General features: G+C 62.7%; 15 protein-coding genes and 1 pseudogene. 8 read left to right on the top strand and 8 right to left on the bottom strand.

Features of this window, described 5'->3' with window-relative positions:
* Positions 1 to 80 precede the first annotated feature (80 nt).
* Genes BMZ23_RS09280 through BMZ23_RS09270 form a run of 3 tightly spaced genes read right to left on the bottom strand, consistent with a single transcriptional unit; the run spans position 81 to position 4,902 of the window.
* Positions 81 to 1,757, bottom strand: a complete 1,677-nt coding sequence (locus tag BMZ23_RS09280; protein ID WP_093475906.1) for a PAS domain-containing protein — start codon at positions 1,755 to 1,757, stop codon at positions 81 to 83.
* An 11-nt stretch (positions 1,758 to 1,768) separates the two neighbouring features.
* Positions 1,769 to 2,542, bottom strand: a complete 774-nt coding sequence (locus BMZ23_RS09275) for an SDR family NAD(P)-dependent oxidoreductase (RefSeq protein WP_093475903.1) — start codon at positions 2,540 to 2,542, stop codon at positions 1,769 to 1,771.
* Between the two features lie 32 nt (positions 2,543 to 2,574).
* Positions 2,575 to 4,902 carry a bacteriohemerythrin gene (locus tag BMZ23_RS09270; protein WP_093475900.1) on the bottom strand — a complete coding sequence of 776 codons (2,328 nt, stop codon included), beginning with the start codon at positions 4,900 to 4,902 and terminating at the stop codon, positions 2,575 to 2,577.
* 222 nt (positions 4,903 to 5,124) lie between these two features.
* On the opposite strand from BMZ23_RS09270, the gene BMZ23_RS09265 reads away from it, so the two are divergent.
* On the top strand, positions 5,125 to 6,855 hold the full coding sequence (locus BMZ23_RS09265) for a SulP family inorganic anion transporter (RefSeq protein WP_093475897.1): 1,731 nt from the start codon (positions 5,125 to 5,127) through the stop codon (positions 6,853 to 6,855).
* Positions 6,856 to 6,888: 33 nt separating this feature from the next.
* Positions 6,889 to 7,341 carry a c-type cytochrome gene (locus tag BMZ23_RS09260; protein ID WP_218143586.1) on the top strand — a complete coding sequence of 151 codons (453 nt, stop codon included), beginning with the start codon at positions 6,889 to 6,891 and terminating at the stop codon, positions 7,339 to 7,341.
* Between the two features lie 49 nt (positions 7,342 to 7,390).
* Here the strand turns inward: BMZ23_RS09260 and BMZ23_RS09255 are convergent, their stop codons facing one another.
* Together BMZ23_RS09255 and BMZ23_RS09250 are read right to left on the bottom strand one after the other, a co-directional pair.
* The gene (locus BMZ23_RS09255; RefSeq protein WP_093475891.1) at positions 7,391 to 8,074 is read right to left on the bottom strand and encodes a cytochrome b/b6 domain-containing protein; all 684 of its coding nucleotides are present in this window, start codon (positions 8,072 to 8,074) and stop codon (positions 7,391 to 7,393) included.
* A 189-nt stretch (positions 8,075 to 8,263) separates the two neighbouring features.
* On the bottom strand, positions 8,264 to 9,304 hold the full coding sequence (locus BMZ23_RS09250; protein ID WP_093475888.1) for an MBL fold metallo-hydrolase: 1,041 nt from the start codon (positions 9,302 to 9,304) through the stop codon (positions 8,264 to 8,266).
* 298 nt (positions 9,305 to 9,602) lie between these two features.
* Between BMZ23_RS09250 and BMZ23_RS09245 the strand changes: the two genes are divergently transcribed.
* The 6 genes and pseudogenes from BMZ23_RS09245 to BMZ23_RS15185 all read left to right on the top strand — a co-directional run bounded on the left by BMZ23_RS09245 (position 9,603) and on the right by BMZ23_RS15185 (position 17,678).
* Positions 9,603 to 10,418: a TlpA disulfide reductase family protein gene (locus tag BMZ23_RS09245; RefSeq protein ID WP_093475885.1), complete on the top strand. Its 816-nt coding sequence runs from the start codon at positions 9,603 to 9,605 to the stop codon at positions 10,416 to 10,418.
* Between the two features lie 115 nt (positions 10,419 to 10,533).
* Complete coding sequence (locus BMZ23_RS09240) at positions 10,534 to 11,625, top strand: efflux RND transporter periplasmic adaptor subunit (protein ID WP_093475882.1); 1,092 nt, start codon at positions 10,534 to 10,536, stop codon at positions 11,623 to 11,625.
* The gene (locus BMZ23_RS09235) at positions 11,609 to 14,695 is read left to right on the top strand and encodes an efflux RND transporter permease subunit (RefSeq protein ID WP_281242319.1); all 3,087 of its coding nucleotides are present in this window, start codon (positions 11,609 to 11,611) and stop codon (positions 14,693 to 14,695) included. The genes BMZ23_RS09240 and BMZ23_RS09235 overlap by 17 nt, the downstream gene beginning before the upstream one ends.
* A gap of 77 nt (positions 14,696 to 14,772) precedes the next feature.
* Positions 14,773 to 15,744, top strand: coding sequence for an ABC transporter substrate-binding protein (locus BMZ23_RS09230; protein ID WP_093475876.1), 972 nt, complete (start codon positions 14,773 to 14,775; stop codon positions 15,742 to 15,744).
* Positions 15,741 to 16,556, top strand: a pseudogene (locus BMZ23_RS09225) (phosphate/phosphite/phosphonate ABC transporter substrate-binding protein); the annotation flags it as partial. The gene BMZ23_RS09230 and the pseudogene BMZ23_RS09225, both read left to right, overlap by 4 nt.
* Before the next feature lie 15 nt (positions 16,557 to 16,571).
* Entirely contained in the window at positions 16,572 to 17,678 is a 1,107-nt protein-coding gene (locus BMZ23_RS15185; protein ID WP_342707835.1) for a diguanylate cyclase domain-containing protein, read from the top strand.
* Between the two features lie 16 nt (positions 17,679 to 17,694).
* Here BMZ23_RS15185 and BMZ23_RS09215 read toward each other — a convergent pair whose 3' ends face one another.
* The 3 genes from BMZ23_RS09215 to BMZ23_RS09205 form a co-directional block, all read right to left on the bottom strand.
* Positions 17,695 to 19,413, bottom strand: a complete 1,719-nt coding sequence (locus BMZ23_RS09215; RefSeq protein ID WP_093475867.1) for a phosphoethanolamine transferase — start codon at positions 19,411 to 19,413, stop codon at positions 17,695 to 17,697.
* A 201-nt stretch (positions 19,414 to 19,614) separates the two neighbouring features.
* Positions 19,615 to 22,020: a DUF2309 domain-containing protein gene (locus tag BMZ23_RS09210; RefSeq protein ID WP_093475864.1), complete on the bottom strand. Its 2,406-nt coding sequence runs from the start codon at positions 22,018 to 22,020 to the stop codon at positions 19,615 to 19,617.
* The gene (locus tag BMZ23_RS09205) at positions 22,017 to 23,447 is read right to left on the bottom strand and encodes an NADH-quinone oxidoreductase subunit L (protein WP_177197253.1); all 1,431 of its coding nucleotides are present in this window, start codon (positions 23,445 to 23,447) and stop codon (positions 22,017 to 22,019) included. Before BMZ23_RS09205 ends, BMZ23_RS09210 begins: the two co-directional genes overlap by 4 nt.
* Between the last annotated feature and the right edge of the window lie 52 nt (positions 23,448 to 23,499).

Raw genomic sequence — 23,499 nt, 5'->3', positions numbered from 1 at the left:
TCGATTGGCGCCCTAAACGGGAAGTAAACGAGCGCGACCGCTGCTGCCAGAAGCAGTGGGCGTAATCATCGCGGCGAATTTCAACAGGCTGCTAGGGTCATGGGCTCAAGCTCCTCGGGCCGGTAGCCGATGATCTCCGCCCAGCGGGCATTGATCTGCACGGCGCCGCTGCGCAGATCTGCTTCCCAGGTACCGGCACGTGTAGCCTGAATAATCTCGGCCAGCCGTTGGCGTTGGTGTTCAAGCTCCAGTTCGATATGTTTGCGCGAGGTAATGTCGGCAATATAGCCGTGCCAGATGGTATCGCCGTTTGCCAGTCTTTCAGGTGATGCGTTTCCGGACAGCCAGAGCTCGCCTCGGGTTGGGTGCAACACGCGATACTCGTCCTGCCAGGGCCTCAGTGTCTGTGCGGAATCGGCGATACTGGCGCTGACCCTATCGCGATCTTCGGGCAGGATGCGCTCGAATACGGTGTCAGCGCTGAGGGCCGCCTGTTCGGGACTGATGCCATAAATGTCCTGGATAGCCCCACTGGCCCAGGGATACCAACTGTGTCCGGAGGGGCTGAGCTGGAATTGATAGATTACCCCAGGCAGATGCCGGCTGAGTTTCTGCAGTCGCTCGCTCAGCACCAGACGCTGCTGCTGCATTTGCTGTTGCAGGGCGTGGCGCTCACGCATCTGGCGCTCAAGGCTGCGGCGCAGGGCATTGAACAACAGCACCAGCAGGGCCAGCGAGGCCAGCAGGGCCAGTGACCATTTCAGCAGCTCGGCACGGCGGTCGCGCTGTAATGCCAGCCAGCCGGGAGTGACGTTCTGCCAGGCCAGCAGAATGGCAGCATATTCGCGTTGCGGGTCTGACTCACCGGCATGGTCGCGTAGCGGGATGCTGGTCAGCAGGTAACGTTGTCCGCCGCTGCTGACCAGTTGCGTGCCCTGAGCGTTCAGCTTGCCGTCGATATTGATTACTGCCATCCAGTCACGCAGGTCGCTGCGGGACTCACCATCCAGCAGCCACATGCCATTTGCCGTGGTCAACAGATCGCGAGGCGGTGCCTGCCAGAGCACTTCCTGCATCAGGCTGGCATTCAGCAGCAGGGCTACGCCGGCATCCAGTGTGCTGTCGAGCATCTGCAATTGTGGCAGCATGCCCAAGCCGACCTCGATGCTGGCGACCACCCTTGATTGCTGATTGTCCTCGGCGCGAATCGGGATGACGCCACGAATGCCGGAATCAAAGCGGCCGAGTTCCAGGCCGCTGACGCTTTGCCCGCTTTGTTGCACCTCGACTACTAATGGACGAATCTGTGCCAGAGAGTCGCCCCAGCGCTCCGGCCGGTGCATGCGCAACAGGCTGATCACATCCAGTGCCAGGTGAATATGCAGCTGATGGGCGCCACCCTGACGCAATACCTTCCAGTAGGCCTGGAGGTCATGTTCGAGCTGGGCGCGCAGCAGAAGCAACTGTGCATCGTCCGTTCCGTATCGCTCGGCCAGCAGGGCGATACGTCGAATCAGACGCAGGGTATCAGGGTCGCTGGCCAGCCCCTGGGCTGCCCGCAGGGCCTGTTGGCGAAGGTTGTGCTGGGACTGCAGCAGCGCCACGCGCTGCAACTCCGATTGTGCGCTCAGTTGCGCTTGCCATTGTTCGTTCTGCCGCTGCCAGCCGGACCATGCCAGCCAGATGAACAGCAGCGCCAGCAGGAACCCGCCGATCAGACTGATTCGGGTGGCTGGCGATCGGTAACCGGGCGGCATGTACGGTAAACCTAGAGGCTGTTGACCAGATGGCCGCCATCCACCGCCAGCACGCTGCCGGTGATAAAGCTGCCGGCGTCGCTGGCCAGCAGCAACAGCGGGCCATCCAGCTCCTGCAGCTGGCCCAACCGGCGCATCGGTACCTGCTTGTGGATGTATTGCTGGCCGTGCTCGCTGGCGAAATAGTCGCTGTTCATCTCGGTGCGGAAATAGCCGGGTGCTATGGCATTCACGCGGATCCTGTCGCGCGCCAGCTCCAGTGCCATGGCCTTGGTCAGTTGCACCACGCCGGCCTTGGCCACCGCGTAGTGGCTGAGGCCGTTGCCGACCCGCAGACCGAGGATCGAGGCGATATTGATGATGCTGCCACCGCGCCCGCTGCGCGCCATCGCCTGGCTGGCCCGGTGGGCGACACGCCAGGCGCCGTCGAGGTTGGTGTCGAGCATGCTGCGCCAGTTGCCCTCGGTCATCTCAAGGAACTTCACCGGATCACCAATGCCGGCGTTGTTCACCAGCAAATCCAGTGCGCCCCAGCGCGCCTCGACCGCGGCAAAGGCCGCTTCGACGCTATCGCTGTCGGTGACATCCATGCTCACCGCCATGGCCTGCCGGCCGTCGGCTGTCAGTTCGTCAACCAGCGCCTGCAAGCGCTCGACCCGGCGTGCTGCCAGCACCACCCGCGCGCCGGCCTCGGCCAGCACCCGGGCAAAGTGGGCGCCCAGGCCACTGGAGGCGCCGGTGATCAGGGCGGTGCGGTCGGCAAGCTGAAAGGTGAAATTGCTCATAAATAGAAAACTCTCGGGGGTATCTGGGTAGTTTACAACTGGTAGTCACTGGTAGCGACCTGCCAGGCAGCGACGGGTTTCCACTCGCGCATCCAGTCGATCAGTGCGGCTGCCGGCATAGGCCGGGCGATGAAGTAGCCCTGGGCATGCAGGCAACCCAGCGCGATCAGCCGGCTGCCCTGCTCAGGGTTTTCCACACCTTCGGCAATCACCTTGAGGCCAAAGGCCTGCGCCAGGCTGATGATGCCCTGCAGAATGTTCAGGTCGTCAGGGTCGCTGAGCATGTCGCGTACGAAGCTGCGGTCGATCTTGAGTGTTTGTACCGGCAATTGTTTCAGATAGGAGAGTGACGAGTAGCCGGTGCCGAAATCATCCAGCGCCAGTTGAACGCCCAGCGCCTTGCAGTCGCGTAGCGTTTGCAGGGCCTGTTGCATATCGGCAATAGCACTGCTCTCCAGAACTTCGAGCTCCAGCAGTGCCGGGTTGATGCGCGGGTGGCTGGCCAGCAATCGGGTAAGTTTCTCAACGAAATTCGGATCCTGAAGCTGCATTGCGGCAACATTCACGCTGATCGGTAACTCCAGCCCTTCGCTGTGCCAGCCTTCCAGCTGTCGCAATGCCTGCTCGAGCACCCAGTCGCCGACAGCAATCGATAGCGGATCATCCTCGATCAGTGGCAGGAAGGCAGCGGGTGGCAACAGGCCGTCATGCGGATGTTCCCAGCGCAGCAAGGCCTCGACACCGGTAATGCGGCCATTGCACAGATTGACTTTCGGCTGGTAATGCAGAATCAACTCGCGCCGCTGCAGGGCAAGCCGCAGGCGACTGAGCGTTTGTTGCTGATCGCGTAACTGGCGTTCCTGCTGGTCGTCGAACAGCTGGAAGGGGATACCATTCATTTTTGCCTTGTACATGGCCTGATCGGCCTGGCGTATCAGCATGTCGGCATCCGCAGGGCCACTTTGCGGATAGAAACTGACGCCGGCACTGGCGGTTACCCGGTAACTGTGGTGTCCGACAGCAAAGGGCGTATCCAGGGTGCGCAATAGTCGTTTGAGCAGTCGGGTAAAGCGTTCGCCATCCTCACTGTCAGGGATCAGTGCAATAAACTCGTCGCCGCCAATGCGTGCCAGTGGTCGCTGCACACCAAGGTGGCTCTGCCAGCGCTGGCCTACCCAGCGCAGCAGGCGGTTGCCGACAATTTCGCCATGGGCGTCATTGATGGTCCGGAAGTTGTCCAGATCAAAGTAGATAACCGCCAGTCGCTGCCCGGGTTGCAGGTTGCCCATGGCGCGGGTGATCGAGCGGGTGATTGAGGGTCTGTTGGCCAGCCCGGTGAGATGGTCGGTATAGGCCAGGCGTTCCAGTTGCTGTTGTTCCAGTTGCTGTTGTTGCCGGTTGTACACCAGTAACGCCGCGCAGTCGCCGTGCCGCTGTAGCTGCAGTGAGCTCTGGCGCACAGTAACGTTGATGCATTCGCCGTCGGCGCGTTGCAGTTGCACGTGCTGATCCTTGAAGGCAGCCTGATCATCAAACTGCAGGTCGATACCCAGCAGTGTCTGGGCGGGTATGGCCAACAGGCGTTGCAGGGGGAGTCCGGTGAGTTCGCTGGCGGCGGGGTTGGCTCTGAGTATCAGGCCGTCGGATTTTCTGCAGAGCATCACGGCGAGCTTCAGATGATCGAACAGCTCCTGTATCTGGTTTTCGCCCTTGTGCTGCCGGTGATCTTCCAGCGCTCCCTGTAACAGGTCGCGACTAAGCTCTGCCTGCTGCCGGGCCAGGCGTTCGCGCATCAGATCAAGGGTTCTGCCGGTAAGCTGGCTGTACATGTCCAGCAACACCCGTATCAACTTGCGTTGGTTGCCGCCCAGTTGACGCTCGGCATGAGTACGCGCTTCCACGGCATTGCAGCCCTGCTGCAGGGCATGCACGGTCAATGCAAGGCGCTTGTCACTGTCAAGAATGTGGAAAACCAGCCAGCGGGTGAGAAACTCCAGCAATTGTTCAAGCAGTTTGCCGGCGTCGCCCTCTGCCGATTGCAGTGTTTTAATCTGGTGGAAGAACTCTGCATGGGACTGGCAATGGCTGCTGAACTCCGGCTCGCTGGCCAAATGCTCCTGCCAGATGGATTCCTCGCTGCTGAAATGGTAATCCGCATAGTCGGTCAGCTGGTCAAGCAGCGTCAGTAAATCGGTATGCGAGGCTCCACGAACAAAATGTTGTGCCAGACTGTTAAGCAACGCTACAAGCTGGCGGTGTTGCAGGTCGATCAGCTCTATCCCGGTGTCGAATTCGTCACGCCAGGGGAATAATTGCAGTTCATCGCGCGTTGCTGCAGGGCCGACCGCCTCTTCATTCATGGTTGTTGTGTCGCCTGATACAAGGTGGTGTTCAGATAGTGGCACAAACAGGCCGCGTTGCAAGCCACTGACAATCTATATACAGGGCAGGATTGGTTATCCTGCTGGCAGCCATATACTCGCAAGGGTATTATTCGTGGTGTGTGGCAGACGTTGCCGGCTTCACCCAGATGTTGTTTCGGAGTGCGTTGATGATCTTTGATCCGGTGGTTCGAGCCTGATATGTCGTTGTTGACTGATCGCCTGCAGCCGCCTGGCGGCACTGGCTGGCTGGCCTGGCTACGGCATTACCGGCGCAGCTGGCTGGGCGGTGATCTGACCGCCGGGCTGGTGGTCAGCGTGATGATCATCCCGCAGAGCATGGCCTATGCCATGCTCGCCGGCTTGCCGGTGCAAGTCGGCCTGTATGCCAGCCTGTTGCCTTTGCTGGGCTATGCGCTATTCGGCAGCAGCATGAGCCTGTCGGTGGGGCCGGTAGCGGTGACCGGGTTGATGACCGCCGCGCTGCTGGCGCCACTGGCGACCAGCGGTACAGTCGAATACCTGCAGCTGGCGATCTGGCTGGCGCTATTGTCCGGCTTGATGCTGTTTGCCTTCGGGCTGATGCGCCTTGGATTTCTGGCCAACTTCCTCAGTCATCCGGTGATCAGTGGCTTTATCAGCGGCGCTGCGCTGCTGATCATCTTCAGCCAGTTGCCGGCCTTCCTTGCCCTGCCCGGCTGGCCGCAAGGCCTTCCGTCACTGACTGCTGACAATCTGACAGTATTGCTGCTAGGCCTCGGTAGCCTGACCTGGCTGCTGTATGCGCGGCGCTGGCTGGCGCCACAGTTGCAGCGACTCGGGCTGGCCGCGCCCAGCGCCACCCTGCTGGCCAGGCTGGCACCGATACTGGTGGTGCTGCTGGGGATATTGCTGTCCATATGGCTGGATTTGCCGTCACGCGGAGTGCCGGTGGTCGGCGAGGTGCCGGCCGGACTGCCGGCACTGGCGCTCAGCCTGCCGGAGCTGTCCAGCTTGCGCGCGTTGCTGTTGCCGGCGCTGCTGATCAGTCTGGTCGGCTTTGTCGAAAGTGTATCGATTGCCCAGTCGCTGGCACGGCGTCGGCGCCAGCGCATCGATGCCAACCGCGAGCTGCTTGGGCTGGGTGCGGCCAATGTTGGCTCGGCGCTGGCCGGGGGGTTTGCCGTGTGTGGCGGGTTTTCGCGCTCGGTGGTGAATGCCGAGGCCGGCGCCAATACGCCGCTGGCCGGGGTGCTGGCGATGCTGGTGATCGGCGCTATTTTGCTGACCCTGGCGCCCTGGTTTGCCTGGCTGCCGCTGGTGGTGCTGGCCAGTGTGATCCTGCTGGCGGTCTGGCCGTTGATTGATCTGCAGGGCCTGCGGCAGGCCTGGCGTTACGATCGTGCCGAGGGTCTGACCCTGTTATGCACCGCGTTGGGTGTGCTGCTGCTGGGGGTCGAGGGAGGCATCCTGCTGGGTGTCGGCCTGTCAATCGCCGCGCAGTTGTGGCGCGGCAGTCGCCCGCATGTGGCGGTGGTTGGCCGGGTGCCGGGCACCCAGTATTTTCGCAACACCCGCCGGCATCTGGTGGAAACCGAACCGCAACTGCTGGCCTTGCGCATCGACGAAAACATCTTCTTTGCCAACAGCAAGGCCATCGAACAGGCGATTGCCCAGGCGCTGGAGGACTATCCGGATACCCGTCATATGTTGTTGATACTGTCGGCGGTCAACCATATCGACAGTACCGGACTGGACATGCTCAAGGAATTGACCGAAGGTCTGGCCGAGCGGGATATCCGCGTGTATCTGGCCGAGGTAAAGGGGCCGTTGATGGACGGTCTTGAGCAGACCGACTGGCTGCAGGAGCAGGTGGGCGAGGTATTTCCGAGTACCCATCTGGCCTTCAATGCACTGGGTGACCCGCATCGGGCTGCCAGTAAAATAAAGTGATACCCAAGGAGAGCACCAATGAAGAAATTTCTGATGGCCGCACTGGCTACCACGGTTATGACGGCTGCCGTTCAGGCCAGCGCCCAGGTCAGCCCGGAGGACCAGATCAAGTTCCGCAAGGCCGGCTATAGCTTCATGTCGTGGAATATGGGCAAGATCAAGGCGCAGGTGATTGACGGCAGCGTCGAGTACAACCAGCAGCAGATCCTCGCCGCCGCCAACGCCATTGCCGCCATTGGCAGCTCCGGAATGGGCGCACTCTACGGCCCGGGCACTGACCGCGATGTCGGCAGCCAGACCACCCGGGTCAAGCCGGAGCTGTTCGAGAATTTCCCCGATGTTGCCCAACTGTCCGGTGACTTTGTCGAGGCCGCCAACAATCTGGTGGCCCAGGCCGAGTCCGGCGATCAGGCCGCCATCCGCACCGCCTTCGGTCGATTGGGCGAGACCTGCAAGTCCTGCCACGACAAGTACCGCAAGGACTGAGCTCCAGTCGGATTGCACCGGGCCCCGCCAATTGGCCGGGCCCGGTGTTTCAGAATGCCGGTATTGAGGGGGCTGGCGCCGGTGCCGGAATCCAGCTGCCGCTCGCCAGCCACCAGACCAGCGCAGCAAAACCCAGTGCCAGTAACAGTGCCAGCCAGCCACCCCCACGCGCCGGCTCAGCGGCCTGCCCCGGCGCCAGCGACTTGCGCCCGTGCAGCATCGGTCCCAGCAGGTTGTCGCCGCGCAACCGATACACCGCTATCGCCAGCACATGCAGCCCCACCAGCAGGTACAGCGCTTCCTCTGTGCGTCGGTGCCAGCTGCTCATCAGGCTGCTGAAGTCAGAAGGTACCGCACGGATCAGCGGCCCGCTGAAGGCAATATCATCGCTGGCCACCAGGCCGCTCAGGGCCTGAAAGCCGAACAGGCCGATCAGTGCAAACACCGACAGCGCGCCCAGTGGATTGTGCCCCAGCCCCTGCCAGCTACCGCGCAGGTAAGCCAGCAGCCGACCTGGCGTGGGGAAGAAGGTGTGGAAGCGCGCATGGGTCGAGCCCAGCACCCCCCAGGCCAGCCGAAAGCCAAGCAGGACCAGCACCGCCAGCCCGAAGCGGCCATGCCAGAGCATCGCATTGCCGCCCAGCTTGACCGTCACCAGCGCGCCAATCACCGCACCGACCAGCAACCAGTGAAACAGCCGCAAGGGCAGATCCCAGACTTTTACCTGTTGCATCCTGTTGCCTTCCCTTTTGTGTGTCGACCAAGGCTAACGGCTAGGGCTTGGTTGGGCAAATGGGCTGTATTTGAAAGGGGACAGATTTATTTTTCGATTTATTTTTCAGGAAAATAAATCTGTCCCCTTTATTTAAATCTGTCCCCTTTATTTTCCAGCCCCTGGACTGAGCAATCTTTTTGTCTGCGGTTATTGATTCAACCTGAGTAACCCACCCCGCAGGCTGGCCACCCGCTCAAGGCCCTGTTCCTGCAGGATGCTCACGGCCATCGCCGAGCGCCGGCCGGAGCGGCACAGGGCGATTATCGGCTTGTCTGCGGGCACGTCGGCAATCCGCTGGCGCAGCTGGTCCAGCGGGATATGCAGGGGTTGCAGGGCGCTTGGGCATTCACCGTCAATGACCTCCTCGGGCTGGCGCACATCCAGCAGGGTGACCGAGGGCTGGTTATGGATCAGCCATTCCGGTTCCACCTCGGGTACGCCGGCAAAGGTGATGCGCAGGTCGGCCCAGTTGGCCTGGGGCGGCAGCTGGCCGTCCTCGGGACAGCCGCTGCGCAGGTTGGCCGGTACGGCCTCGTCGATCTTTTTCGGGTGAGGCAGCTGCATGGCCTGCATGTAGCCGACAAAGTCGGTTTCATTGGCGCCGCCGCCGACCCGGGCGTTGTACTGTTTTTCCTCGCCGATGCTGCTGCGGGTGCGGCCGTGGTAGTCGTGGGCGGGGTATACCGCGCAGCTGTCCGGCAGGCTGAACAGCTGTTCGGTGATCGAGCGGTACAGGGTGCTGGCGTTGCCCTGCTGGAAGTCGCTGCGTCCGCAGCCGCGGATCAGCAGGGTGTCGCCGGTGAATACCATCGACTGGTCAGCCAGGACATAGCTCATGCAGCCGTCGGTGTGGCCGGGGGTGGCGCGGGCTTGCAGGTCGATGCCCTGTACGCCGAAGTGCTGGCCGTGCTGCAGTGGCAGGTCGACATGTTCAGCGTTGATCACGGCGGCGGAGGCGATTGTGCAGCCGGTTTTCTGCTTGAGCAGCCAGGCGGCGGTGATGTGGTCGGCGTGGGCGTGGGTGTCGACCACCAGTTTCAGCGTCAGTCCGAGTTCGTCGAGCAGTGCCAGGTCACGCTGCTGCTGTTCGAAGACCGGATCGATCAGCAGTGCTTCGCGGCTGTGTTCGTCGGCCAGCAGGTAGGTGTAGGTGGACGAGGTGGCGTCGTAGAGTTGGCGAAAGATCATTCCGGGCTCCTGCGCAGTTGGCTGCGTGCTGGGTCGCTTGATACTCTGGGGAGCATATCGCGGATAGGGGTGGTCTGTCAGGCTCGATCCGGTCAGGATAGGAAACTCAGTTGATTATGGCTTGGGTGCCAGCCAGTTTGCCGGTACCCGGTTCCGGACACGCCGCAAGTACGTCCCTGTAGGCTCGCGCCCAGCCATCCCTGGCTGGGCACGGTCCGGAACCGGGCACCGGCAACCTGGCTCAATAGGCCGCTGCAATAGACCGGCGTTCCCCACAATGATTATCACGGAGTCCCCTATGCTCACACTGGATATTGGCCTCCTCGCCGTGCCGATCAACCGCGCCCTGTTGCTGTTGAGTTTTGGCGTGGCGCTGCTGGTGGGCTGGCTGAGTGGCCGGCGGCGTGGCGGCAACCCGGAGCCGGCGTTGTTTGCCATGCTGTTTGGCGGGCTGATCGCGGCGCGCCTGGGGTTTGTGCTGCAGTATGCCGGGCACTATGCCGACAGCTGGTGGGGCTGGCTGGATATCCGTGATGGCGGCTTCAGTCTTGGCTTCGGTGTGCTTGGCGTGTTGCTGGTTGGGCTCTGGCAGTACTGGCGCCGGGTTGCCCTGCGCCGGCCACTGTTGCTGGCCAGTGCCAGCGGGCTGCTGCTGTGGCTGGCGTTGCTGGGCAGCTTAAACCAGCTGCAGCGCAGCCAGCAGTTGCCGGACTTCACCCTGCACGACCTGCAGGGGGCGCCGGTCAGCCTGCGCGGGGATTTCAGCCAGCCGCTGGTGATCAACCTGTGGGCCAGCTGGTGTCCGCCGTGCCGGCGCGAGATGCCGGTACTGGCCGAGGCGCAGCAGCGCTATCCGCAGGTCGACATCCTGCTGGTGAATCAGGGTGAGCAGGCCGAGGAGGTGCGCCGCTACCTGCAACGCGAGGGGCTGGCGCTGGATAACCTGCTGCTGGACCCGGGTAACCGGCTCGGCGAGTTTGCCGGCTCGCGGATGCTGCCGACCACGCTGTTCTTCAGCGCCGCTGGCCGGCTGGTCAATGTGCATCTGGGCGAGTTGTCGAGTGCCACCCTGGCGCGGGATATTGCCCATTTGGAAACACAGGGTTCGCTCTGACGGATTCCGCCCAGGGCTGGCGGTTTTTTCCGGTGCTGCGCCACTCTGTCATTTTTGTCATCAGTGGATTGGCTATACTTGGGCGGTTTTTTCCTCCCTTGCCATGGAAGCTGTCATGTCTATTCTGATGCGATCCCTGTGTCTGCTGTTGCCGTTTACCCTGACCGGCTGCCAACCTGCCGAACAGGCCGCTGCCGAGCTGGTGCGTCCGGTCAAGGTGTTTACCGTGCAGGCGCCCCATGAGGGCATGCTGCGCGAGTTCCCGGCGCGGCTGAAGGCGCCGGAGGAGGCGCAGCTGTCGTTCCGGCTCGGTGGTGAGCTGCGCGAGCTGCGGGTGCGTGAGGGCGAGAAGGTCAAGGCCGGCCAGGTGCTGGCCGAACTGGACGATACCGATATCCGCCTGCGCCTGAGTGACCGTGAGGCCAGCTTTGAGCTGAGCCGTGCCCAGTTGCAGCGCATGCGCCAGCTGCTGGAGCGTCAGGCAGTCTCGCAATCCGCCTTTGACGAGCGTCAGGCACAGTTCAATTCGGCCGAGGCGGCGCTCAACCTGAGCCGTCAGGAGCTGGCCTACAGCCGCCTGAGTGCGCCTTTTACCGGGCTGGTGGCGCGTACCCATGTTGAGCGCTTCCAGATTGTGCAGCCGAATCAGCCGATCATCACCCTGTATGCCGGTGACAGCATGGATGTGGTGTTCCAGTTGCCGGAAAGCCTGCTGAGCTCGCTGCGTGCCGATCTGGTGCCGGGCGACTACCAGCCTCAGGTGCGGCTGGATACCCTGGCCGGGCGGATTCTGCCGGCGGTGTACAAGGAACATTCCAGCCAGCCGGACCCGCGTACCCTGACCTATCAGGTGGTGCTGAGCATGCCGTTGCCGGAGGAGCTGGTGCTGCTGCCGGGCATGAGCGCCACTGTGCTGGTGGACTTTGCCGGTATAAGCCGGGATGCCGGCCGTGCCATGCGGGTGCCGGTCGAGGCGGTGTTCAGTCCGGACAGCCAGCCGTCTGCTGTGCAGAAGGTCTGGGTGTTGCACGAGGATGGCGAGGCGTTGCGCGTCAGCGCGCGTCAGGTGCAGGTCGGCCAATTGGGACAGGACGGTATCGAGGTGCTGTCGGGGCTGCAGCCGGGTGAGCGGATTGTCGCGGTGGGCGGTTCGGAATTGAGCGAGGGCCAGCGCGTGCGGGTCTGGGAACGTGAGCGCGGACTCTGAGGGCCTGAGCATGGACGTAGCCGGTTATTTTATCCAGCGTCGGGTCACCAGCTGGCTGGTGGCACTGATTCTCGGGGTTGGCGGTACCCTGGCGTTTTTCGGGCTGGGGCGGCTGGAAGACCCGGCCTTTACCCTGAAGATTGCCATGGTGGTCACGCCCTACCCCGGTGCCTCGCCGCAGCAGGTCGAGGAGGAGGTGACCTTCCCGCTGGAGAATGCCATCCAGCAGCTGCCGTATATCCACAAGATCAGTTCGATCAACAGCGCCGGGCTGTCACAGATCACCGTCGAGGTGCAGGACCGCTACGGTCCTGAGGTGCTGCCGCAGATCTGGGACGAGCTGCGCCGGCGGATCAACGACCAGCGGCCCTACCTGCCACCGGGGGTGGGCGAGTCGATCATTCGCGATGACTTCAGTGATGTTTTCGGTATTTTTATGATGGTCAGTGGCGAGGGCTACAGTTACCGCGAACTGCGTGACCATGCCGAGTTGCTGCGACGTGAGCTGGTGCTGCTGCCGGGCGTTGGCAAGGTCAGTCTGGCCGGGGTGCCGCAGGAGCAGCTGTTTGTCGAGATCTCGCGGGCGCGCATGACCAGTCTGGGCATCGCGCCGCACCGGCTGTACGAGCTGCTGAGCAACCAGAATGTGGTGTCGGATGCCGGCAAGATGCTGGTTGGCAGTGAATCCATCCGTCTGCACCCGACCGGCGAGTTCGAGGACCCGAGTGAGCTGGAGCGGCTGATCATCAGTGAGCCGGGCAGTGCCCAGCGTATCCAGCTGGGCGATATCGCCAGCATTCGCCGCGGCTTCAGCGAGCAGCCGGACAACCTGTACCGCGCCAACGGCCAGCCGGCGCTCGGGCTCGGGGTGTCGTTTACCGACCATGTCAACGTGGTGGATGTCGGTCGGGCGGTCAACCAGCGCCTGCAGGAGCTGGAGGCGGAGCGACCGATCGGCATGCAGCTGTCGCTGTTCTATGACCAGACCGCCGAGGTGCAGGCCTCGGTGAAGGGCTTTGTGCTGAATTTCGTGCTGGCGGTGGCCATCGTCATCGGCGTGCTGCTGATCTTTATGGGCCTGCGCAGCGGCCTGCTGATCGGTCTGGTGCTGGCGCTGACGGTACTTGGCACCTTTATCTTCATGCAGATGCTGGAGATCGAGCTGCAGCGGATCTCGCTCGGCGCGCTGGTGATCGCGCTGGGGATGCTGGTGGACAATGCCATTGTGATTGTCGAGGGCATTCTGGTCGGCCGCCAGCGCGGCCTGAGCACCCTGCAGGCCTCGCGGGCGATTGTCCGGCAGACCCAGTTTCCGCTGCTCGGGGCGACTGCTATCGCGATCATCGCCTTTGCCCCGATCGGCCTGTCCGAGGACACCACCGGCGAATACTGCCTGTCGCTGTTCCAGGTGCTGCTGATTTCCCTGCTGCTCAGCTGGGTTACCGCGATAACACTGACGCCGTTCTTCGCCAGCCTGTTGTTCCGTGAGCAGCCAGCCGGTAACGGGCAAGTCCCTGAAGAGCCCTACCAGGGCATCATCTTCAGCCTGTACCGCCGCCTGCTCGGCGCCGCCCTGCGCCATCGGCCGGTGAGCCTGGGGCTGCTGGCGGTATTGCTGGTGGCGGCGGTGGTCGGCTTCAGCCAGGTGCGCCAGAGCTTTTTCCCGCCGTCCAACACGCCGATGTTCTTTATCGACCTGTGGCTGCCCAAGGGTAGCGACATTCGCCATACCGAGCAGGTGGTGGCGGCCATCGACAGGCATATCCTGCAGCAGGACGGCGTGGTGGCGGTGACCTCGACCATAGGTCAGGGCACCCTGCGCTTTATCCTCACCTACTTCCCGCAGCGCCAGTATTCCAACTATGCACAGATTCTGGTGCGCACCGACAGGCTGGAGCGGATTCAGCCATTGATCGCCGAGCTTGACCAGCACCTTGCGGAACAGCATCCCGGCGTGCAGGCCAAGCTCAAGCAGCTGATGCTTGGACCGGGCAGCGACAGCAAGATCGAGGCCCGTCTGACCGGCGCCGATCCCGAGGTGCTGCGCCGCCTCGGCGCCGAGGTGGTGGCGATCATGCGTGCCGATGCGGTGTCCAGTGCGGTGATGCATGACTGGCGCGAGCGCACCAAGCTGGTCCGGCCGCAGTTTGCCGAGGCGCGCGCGCGCGAGCTGGGCGTCGACAAGCGCGATCTGGACAGCCTGCTGAAGATGAACTTCAGCGGCCTGACCGTCGGCCTGTACCGCGATGGCACGCGCATGCTGCCGATAGTCGCACGCACCCCGGACAACGAGCGGCTGAATGCGGCGACCCTTAACGATCTGCTGGTCTGGAGCAATGCGCGTGGCACCTACCTGCCAATCGATCAGGTGGTCAGCGAGTTTGTCACCCTCTGGGAAGATCCGCTGATCATGCGCAAGGACCGCAAGCGTACCCTGACAGTGCAGGCCGATCCGAGCATTCTCAGCGGTCAGACCGCCGACCAGCTGCTGCGCCGGCTGCGCCCGCAGATCGAGGCGATCGACCTGCCGCCGGGCTACCGGCTGGAATGGGGCGGTGAGTACGAAAGTGCGCGGGATGCCCAGCAGGCGGTATTCGGCACCCTGCCGCTGGGTTATCTGGCGATGTTCCTGATTACCATCCTGCTGTTCGACTCGGTCAAGCGCGCCACGGTGATCTGGCTGACCGTGCCGCTGGCGGTGATCGGGGTGACCTTCGGTTTTCTGCTCACCGGCATTCCCTTCGGCTTTATGGCACTGCTGGGCTTTCTCAGCCTGAGCGGCATGCTGGTGAAGAACGGTATCGTACTGGTGGATGAGATACGTCTGCAGATCGACAGCGGCAAGCTTGCCGATCAGGCGCTGCTGGATGCCGCCATCAGCCGGGTGCGTCCGGTATCGATGGCGGCCCTGACCACCATTCTGGGGATGGCGCCACTGCTGTTCGATGCCTTCTTCCAGAGCATGGCGGTGGTGATCATGTTCGGTCTGGGCTTTGCCACCATCCTGACCCTGGTGGTGTTGCCGGTGTTCTACAGCCTGGCCTTTGGCATCAAAGTGCAATCAGCCTGATGCCAGCCTGACCCCGGCAGGTTACACTTGCCGGGGTATCAGGGAGCATCGCCGGCAGGTCCGGCAAGGGAAACAGCATGCCGCTCAGTCGACGGCAATTCATCATGGCCGGCGCTGCTGTGCTGGCCAGCGTCCCGCTGCTGCGTGGCTGCGCGCGGGCGCCGCAGCTGCGACTGGGCATTCACCACTGGATCGGCTACGAGTCGCTGTATCTGGCCATGGACCTGGGTCTGTTGCCTGAGCAACTGGTTCTGCATGAAGGTCTGGTGGCCGGCGACTCCATGCAGGCACTGCAGGCCGGCGAGGTGGATGCGGCCTGCCTGACCCTGGACGAAGCACTGCGGGTGATCGATGCCGGGGTGCCGCTGCGGGTGCTGCTGATCTTCAACCTGTCGGCCGGTGCCGACATGCTGCTGGTGCATCCGCAATGGCAGTCAGAGACGCTGGCCGGTGCCCGTCTCGGTGTCGAAAAAGGTGCGCTGGGTGCTCTGGTATTGCGCCATTTTCTCAACCACAGCGGCCTGACCATTGACCAGCTGCAGCTGCTCGACCTGCCACCGGACCGCCAGCTGGCGATGTGGCAGGCGGGCGCGGTGGACGCCATGGTCAGCTACCACCCGACTGCTCTGCATCTGCAGCAGGAGGGCGGGCGCATCCTGTTCGACAGCCGGCAGATGCCGGAAACCATCTTTGATGTGCTGGCTGTCAGGGAGGACCGTCTGGCCTTGCACAGCCCACGGTTACGCCAGTTGCTGGAAGCCCATTTTGCCGGCCTGATGCATGTGAAAATGCACCGGCAGGATGCCCTGTACCGGATCGCCGGCCGTCAGCAGCTGACGCCCGTTCAGGTGCAGCAAAGCCTGGGCGATGTGGTGCTGCCCGGCCTTGAAGCCAATCGGCGCTATCTGAGTGGGCAGAACCCGGCACTGACCCGCGTGGTCAGTGAGCTGAATGACCTGATGCTGGCTGAGGGCCTGCTGAACAGCGCGGTTGATCCGAGCCGGCTGTTCAGTGCTGGCTGGTTGCCAGCCGGGGAGTCGCGTGGATGATCAGGTTGCTGCTGATTGTGCTGCTGCTACTGCCAGGCCTGGCGCTGTCTGCCCAGCAGCGGCTGGTGCTGGGGGTATCGGCATGGATGGATACCGGGAATATTCACGAGGACTTCCAGCCGCTGGCCGACTACCTCGGGCAAAGCCTGGGCGATGTTCAGGTGGAATTGCAGGTGCTGGACGAGGCGGCGATGAACCAGGCGGTAGCCAATCATCAACTGGACATGGTGTTCACCAATCCCAGTCATTACATACTGCTGCGCAGTAAGAGCGCCCTGACCGGCGCCCTGGCGACCGTAGTGCGGTTGGTGGATGGCGAGCCGACTAGCGCCCTTGGCGGGGTGATTCTGGTGCGAAGCGATGATCAGCATCTGCTGCGCTTGCAGGATCTGCGCGGGCGGCGCATTGCGCATGCTGGCAGTGGCTTTCTTGGCGGTTATCAGGCGCAGCTGTGGGAGGCACGCCGCCAGGGGGTTGATCTGCGCCGGGATGCCAGCCTGTTGGCCCGCGGTGACCACCTGCAGGCAGTGCGTGCCTTGCTCGCCTGAGAGGTGGATGCGGCCTTTGCCCTGACCGGGGTGCTGGAGTACATGGTTGCCAGCGGCGAGGTGCAGGATGGGCAGTTGCGGGTGTTGAATCGCCAGCCGTTGCCCGGTTATCCCTGGCAGACCTCTACCCGTCTGTATCCTGAATGGCCGTTCCTGGCCTTGCCGCATGTCGATCAGCAGCAGGTACGGCGGATAGCCAGTGCCCTGCTCGGGCTGGACTGGCAGCATCCGGCAGCGGCGCGCGCGGGGATTGATGGCTTCGCCCCGCCCGCCGACTATATGGCGGTGGAACAGGTGGCGCGCGACCTGCGTCTGCCGCCCTATGACGTGTTGCCGGAGTTTACGCTGGCGGATACCTGGCAGCGCTATCACAATCTGATGCTCGGTTTTGCCCTGTTGCTGGTACTGCTGTTGCTGGCGCTGGCCGGGCTGTTGCGCCAGTTGCTGGTGATTCGCCGTGGCCAGCAGCAGCTGGCGCGCGAACGCCAGCGCCTGGAAGAGGTGATCTGGGGTACTGACAGCGGCATCTGGGAACTCGACATGCTCAGCCATCAGGTGCTGTGCAATGAACGCTGGGCATCCATGCTCGGTTATCGGCTCGAGCAGCTGCAACCGGTGACCTTCGCCACCTGGGAAAGTCTGGTGCATCCGGATGATCTGCCCGAGGCACTGCTGCACCTGCGCCAGCACCTGGGCGGTAGCAGTGAGCGCTTCGAGGCCGAGCTGCGCATGCGCCACCAGAATGGCCATTGGGTCTGGATTCTCAGTCGCGGGCGGGTGGTAGAGCGGGACGAGCAGGGCCGGCCGCTGCGCATGAGTGGCACCCACCAGGACATTATGGCGATGAAGGCGCACCAGTTGAAACTGGAACATGGGGCACACCATGACGCGCTTACCGGGCTGCCCAATCGGCTGTTGCTGGATGACCGGCTGCGGCATGCCTTGAGTACCGCACACCGGAATGCCGACTGGCTGGCTGTGGTGTACCTGGATCTGGATGGTTTCAAGGCGGTCAACGACCACCACGGACATGCCTGTGGTGACGAGTTGCTGGTCGAGCTGGCCAGGCGCATGCAGGCCGCCCTGCGCGAGTCGGATACCCTGGCGCGCATCGGCGGCGACGAATTTGTTGCGTTGCTGGTGGGGTTGCATGGCCCAGAGGACGCCACCCCGGTACTGGAGCGCCTGCTGGAGGCGGCGGCGCGCCCGGCAGAGCTGCAGCAGCAACGCCTGCAGGTATCGGTAAGTATGGGTGTGGCCTTCCAGCCCCCCGGAGAGGCTCAGGCCAGTGCCGAACAGCTGCTGTTGCAGGCCGACCAGGCGATGTACCAGGCCAAGAGTGCCGGGCGTAACTGCTGGCGGGTGGCCGAGCGCGAGAGCTGGTGAATCAGGGACTCACCGATCAATAGCGCATTTTTACATCCGGTATCTTGCTGAAATCCTCCAGCCAGTCACTGATCAGTCGGGATGAGTAATACTTCAACCCCTCGGGTGTCTCGCGCACCATCTTGAAGCTGTTGTCGCCGAGCAGCAGCTTGCCCTTGACGAAGTGCAGGTCAGCTTCGGCATTCGGATTGAACACCTCGACACCCAGCCGCGAGGCCAGCCAGACCCCGGCTTCATAATGGCTGACCCAGCGCTGCTGTTGCAGTGCCTGCAGGGCATCCGCCGGCGCGTCGCGGGCTACTACCAGCACCGGCACATCTATCACTTCCGGCAACAGGCGGTTGTGCCCCCAGACCTGATTTTCCCCGAGCAACTGGCCATGGTCTCCGGTAATCAGCAGGTAGCGTTCGCCTTCCAGTTGCTCAAAGCGGGTGATGATTTCTTCCAGCACGTCATCCAGATAGCGGATCGCATTGTCGTAGGCATTGCTCTCGCGCTCCTCGCGCGGCATATCGCTGTTCACCGGCCACATGGCAACCGGCTCGTTGTGTCCGAGATAATTGCTCTCATAGGGGCTGTGCGCGGTGCGCAGGTTGATTGCCACGAAGTTACGCTCGCCCCACTGCTTGCGTGGCAGCAGGTCTATCAGGGCGTGGTCATGCCGGCGGGCGAACAGCAGCGGATGGTCTTCACGTGTAATGGAAACATCCATGTGGCGACTGCCAAGGTAGGTCAACAGTTTGGATTCCTGGGATGACAGCCAGAAGGTCCGAAATCCCTGCTGTCTGGCCAGACGAAACAGGTTGTGCGGCTGTTCGCGCAACAGGTGTTGCTGACCCGGCTCGCGAATCAGGTTGAACAGCACCGGCAGGCTGACCGAGGTGGATACGGCGGCGGCGATACCGGGCCTGGCGAGCAAGCCATGGTTGGCTGCCAGCTGGTTGAGGAAGGGTGTGGTATCACGTTGATAGCCCATCACGCCAAGCCGGTCGCTGCGCAGTGAGTCGGCAACCACAATCCAGACATGCCGAGCCGTGGGCTGGCTGGCCTTCAGCTGGTAGGGTTTGAATGGAGTGGCCGGCAGGCGCTGGTGATCCCCGCGCAGCACATTCACGGCGAACCAGGAGAAGCTGTTCAGACTGTTGTGCAGGGCGCTGCGGGTCGGGCCCGGCATAAAGTGCGTCATGTCGCGGTAGGCGGCCCGGTAGGGCTTGGCAGCCAGAATTGCCAGCACCAGTACCCAGCCAAACAGTCGGCTGCGGCGGGACAGTCTGGGCATCAGCTGCAGATACAGCAGCAGCAACAGAGCATAGGGCAACAGTACACTGGGCAGCACATGCCAGTGATCGGTAAAGCTGCTGCTGGCGGTGGCACTGACATCGGCGAATTCACCAAACAACCCGTACAGGTCTTCCGGCGCGAGCGGCATGCCGGCCCAGGCAATGCTGCCCAGCTGGATCAGTTGCATGCTGGCCAGCAGCGTCAGCACGCCTGTCACCAGCCAGCGGCTGCCGGCCAGCCACAGGCCCAGACTGAACAGCCACAGCACCAGTACATAGCGCAGTTCCAGCTCGGCCTGATTGGCCGAAGTGAACAGTTGCTGGATAAAGTCATCGGCCAACAGCAACAGGCAACTCAGCGATGCCAGCAGCGGGATGGACCAGCCGGGCAGGGATGGCTGCGCACCCGGACTGTTCGGCTTGCGCAGGGCGATTGGGAGGAATTCTGTTGGCATGGCGACACCGGTATCTGCGCAAAGGTTGAGTTTAGCGTTCAAATGACACTTGTCGGGAGGTAAGGGTTCCGGTTCCGGGAGTTCAAATGCTGCTTCAAGTTGTTTCAGAGCCTAAGTTCCTGCCAGGCACATGTTGCCGGAGTCTACAGTTGCTCTGCTGCAGGCTACGGCAACACTCAGGCAATGCCTTGAAGTTCGGGCTTACCCCGTCTGCTGGCGCAGCAACACCGGAGTGGCCACGCCCTGTTTATCCAGACTGAACAGGTACAACCATTCTCCGCCGACCAGTTCGCTGAGTACCTGATGCCGCTCGCAGATCTGCTGCAGCGCCGTCACCGGCGCCTGTATATAGACGCTTAGCTTAAGCGGGACATGCCGCCAGTCACTGCCATCATGCAAGGACTGCATCGACAGTCCGCTGCGCAGATCCCCGCCCTGCCCCTCAAACAGCCCCAGCTGACCCAGCGCGACATTGTGCAGAACCTTGTTGCCACTGCCATAACGGCGGTTGTCCCACACCGAGGTGTTGTATTGCATGTTGATCCAGTGGGCCACCAGCATTGGCGCAGTCATTATCTGTTCCAGTCGCTGGAAAGACGGGTCATGTTCGGCACGATAGTCATGCAGGAAACAGCGCCCCTGCAGATCCATTCCGCGAGTGAGTGTCCGGGGCGCGACAATCAGCGCGGCATTGCCGGCCAGTCCCCATTCCGGACGAACTTGCGACCAGTCACTGGCGCGCTGCTGCAGATGGCGCAGTAACTGCTGGTCAGAGCGATTGTCCAAACCGCCCTCCAGCGTGCCAATGCGCCAGCGTCTGGCCTGTTGTTCGGCTTGCTGCAGCCAATTTTGTGCCTGGGTTGACAGCGTGCCGTGAACTTCCAGACTGTCCAGGGTGGTGTTGTGCACGGCGGCAATGAATCGCGTGGCAGTGGGAATCTGCCAGCCCTGCCGCAGCAGGTCGGCGCGAATGCCGGGGTGATTCAGCAAATCCGCCAGTACCGCAGCATTCACTTCCCCGCTGTGGCCGCCACAGGCACCGCACTCCAGACTGCAGGCCTGCGGGTTGTTGCTGCTCTGACTGGCATGCCCGACCAGCAGTACCTCTTCGGCAAAGCAGGGCAGGTCAAGGGCTTCGAGTATCCGGCTGGCCAGTGTCAGGCGTTCCTCGTGGGTCAGCGACCGCTCACCGTCAAACAGTGCCCAGTCGCTGTAGGTTTCGTCTGGCCGCCGGCTTTGAGGACCAGCGAGGCTGGCGCGTAGCAGGCCGGCCAGGCTGGCCAGTCCAAAGGTTTCAACCTGCCCGAACATCCCGGTTGCCGACTGCGACCAGCGCTGCCAGCCGGCCTGCAGGTTCCAGCGCCGCTGGCGGCGCTGTGCCAGGGCTTGAGCCTGTTCACCGCTTTCACTGACGCGCAGGGCGGGTGCCAGCAGTCCGGGCAACTGTGCCCGCAGCCGGCTGCTACCGACTGCCTGATAGGCCATCGGTAGTCCGAAGAAGCCGGCAAAGCCGGCGGTCTGAATGGCCACATTCTGCAGCTCAAGGGCTCTGCGCATTGGCTCGGAGCGTACATCAATGCAGAACACGGCCTGTAGCCGGGGTGTCTGCCTGCCGGGCAGTGCAGCGTTCTGCAGGCGTGTTGCAAGGTCCCGCTGGAAGGCCAGTTCACAGGCTCGGGCCAGCACCCTCAGGGGGTGCTGTGCCTCGGCATGCCGGGTTTCCAGAATAGCCAGCTGGTGCTGTTGTGCCTGCCAGGCGGCGAGCAGTTTGCTGGCGCCCTGGCTGCGCCAGAGCGCCAGCTCCCAGGCCATGCGGATGGCCAGTAACTGTAACAGGCGCGGTGGCAGCTGACGTTGCTCAAGGTTGGCCTGCCAGGCCTGCCAGGCCAGGTGCGAAGCCCAGCCATTCACATCCAGCAGCAGGGCATGGGCGTAATCAGTGACCCGTTCAGGGATAATCCGCAGTTCATCCAGTGCAACCTCGAGCAACGCGTACAGGTCGTCGGGCAGGGCCCGGAATGTCTGGCGCAGTCCGGGGGCTGCAAGCAACCACTCAAGCCCCGAATCGGCAGCGATACTCTGATGCCAGTGATGATACAGGCACTGGTTTTCCGGCACCGCGAGGGGATGGTTGCCCTGCAGGGCGGCCAGACAAAAACGGCTTATCTGCTGCTGCAGTGCATCCTGCCAGGGCATCCGTTGTGGATCCCGCAGCTCGTCCAGCAGCTGGCTGATATTCCGCCACTGCGGCAATGACCTGGCCGGCAGCTCTGCGTCATCCAGGGCAGCACAGAGTATGTCAACGAGTTCCGTCGTACCCGGTTTTGCAGCGGCGGCCCTCAGGTCCGCTTCGGTAAACACCCCCTGTTGCCACAGCCTGCGGAAATCCGACAGTGGCAGTTGGGCCTGGACGCCGGCCAGCACTGAAAGGCGGCTGGCGACTTTTGCGGGATGCCAGTGGCGCATGTGCCACCAGGGATTGACCGCAATCATCCGGTCCAGAGGCCAGGCCGGGGCGATGTAGCCACAGGCATTCAGCAAGGCCGTATGGCGTGCCTCTGAAAGACTGACAGCAGGGGATGAGGTTACAGCAGCAGGGCTGTTCATGGGGTTGTCTCCTTCAGGTGAGCGGTTGCCAGGGGGCGCGGCGGGGCCGCCTGCTGTGGCTGCGGCAGGTGTACCGGCCACAGGCGCAGGGTCAGCCGAGTGATCAGTTCATCCACATACAGGCCGGCATACAGGTGCCGGGCAAGTGTCCGGACGATGGGTTGCCTGGGCTGGAAGCGCAGCAGGCTGGCTATCGCGAAGAGTCCGCCGAACAGCAGGGCCACCAGCAGATCGGCCACGCCCAGTCTGGTGGCAATTGGCAGCGGGTCTATCAGTGGCAAGGCCTCGACCAGCCATTTCAGCAGGCTGAAGCAGGTGACCAGGGCCACGGCGGCCAGCAGTCGATAGCCGACGGCATCATGTTGTTGCAGGCTGCGCCGCTCGATCAGCAGGCCGAACACCGCCAGCCCCAACCACGCCCAGGGAGCCAGCGGCCCCTGACCTGCGCTGAACGATACGGCAGCCAGGCACAGCAGCAGGGTTGCCAGGCACGCCAGCACGATATCCCTTGTCCGCAACGGAGCGGCCGGTGCCAGCCACTGCAGGCTCTGGTCATTCACCTGTTCGCCGCTACGCAGGAAGGCATGTGCCTTGTACAGCGAGTGGGCCAGCAGGTGCAGCAAGGCCAGTTCATAAAGTCCCAGCGCGCACTCGATCAGCATCAGCGACATCTGGGCACTGGTTGACCAGGCCAGGCGAACCTTGACGCTGGCGCGTACTGCCATGATCAGTGCCGCCAGCAGCAGCGAGGGACCGGCCACCAGCAACAGCAACCAATGGGCAACCGGGGTACCGGCCAGCAGCGGGGCGAACAGAATCAGCAGGAATCCACCCAGATTGATTACCCCGGCATGCAGCAGGGCAGATACCGGGGTGGGGGCTTCCACGGTCTGGATTAACCAGCCGTGAAATGGCAGTTGTGCACTGCGCAGCAGCGCGGTCAGGGCAATCAGCATGGCTGCTGTTGTGTCCAGCGCGTTGCCGGCAGTGTCCAGCGCCTGATAGCTCTCGAGTATGCGGCTGACGGAAAAGCTGCCATGGCTTTGCCACAACAGCAGAATGGCGATCAGCAGCAGGCAGTCACTCAGGCGGGTAAGCAGGAACTTTTTGTGCGCAGCCAGCACGGCAAATGGCCGTTCCGGATAGAACACCAGCAGGCGGTGCAGACAGCTACCCACCAGCATCCAGCCAATCAGCAGAAGCAACAGGTGGTCACTCAGAATCACCAGCGCGACCGCCAGTAGTACGCCGAGCATCTGCAGGCGGAAAGCCTTCATATGCGGTTCGCCAGCCATATAGCGTGAGGAATAACGCAGCAGCAGTGCTCCGAGTCCGGTCACCAGCAACAGCATCAGCAAGCCCGGTAGTGTCAGGCGCAACAGCGGGTCTGTCATGCCCGGCAGGCCCAGGGTGAAGAAGGTAAGCATGACGGTCTCCTGTACGTTGGGTGTGCAGTGAGTCTCAGTCATGGATTTATGC

This window comes from Halopseudomonas yangmingensis, from assembly GCF_900114825.1.
Taxonomy (GTDB): domain Bacteria; phylum Pseudomonadota; class Gammaproteobacteria; order Pseudomonadales; family Pseudomonadaceae; genus Halopseudomonas; species Halopseudomonas yangmingensis.
The sequence above is the reverse complement of the archived record's forward strand: the minus strand, read 5'-3'. Positions and strand labels throughout refer to the sequence as shown.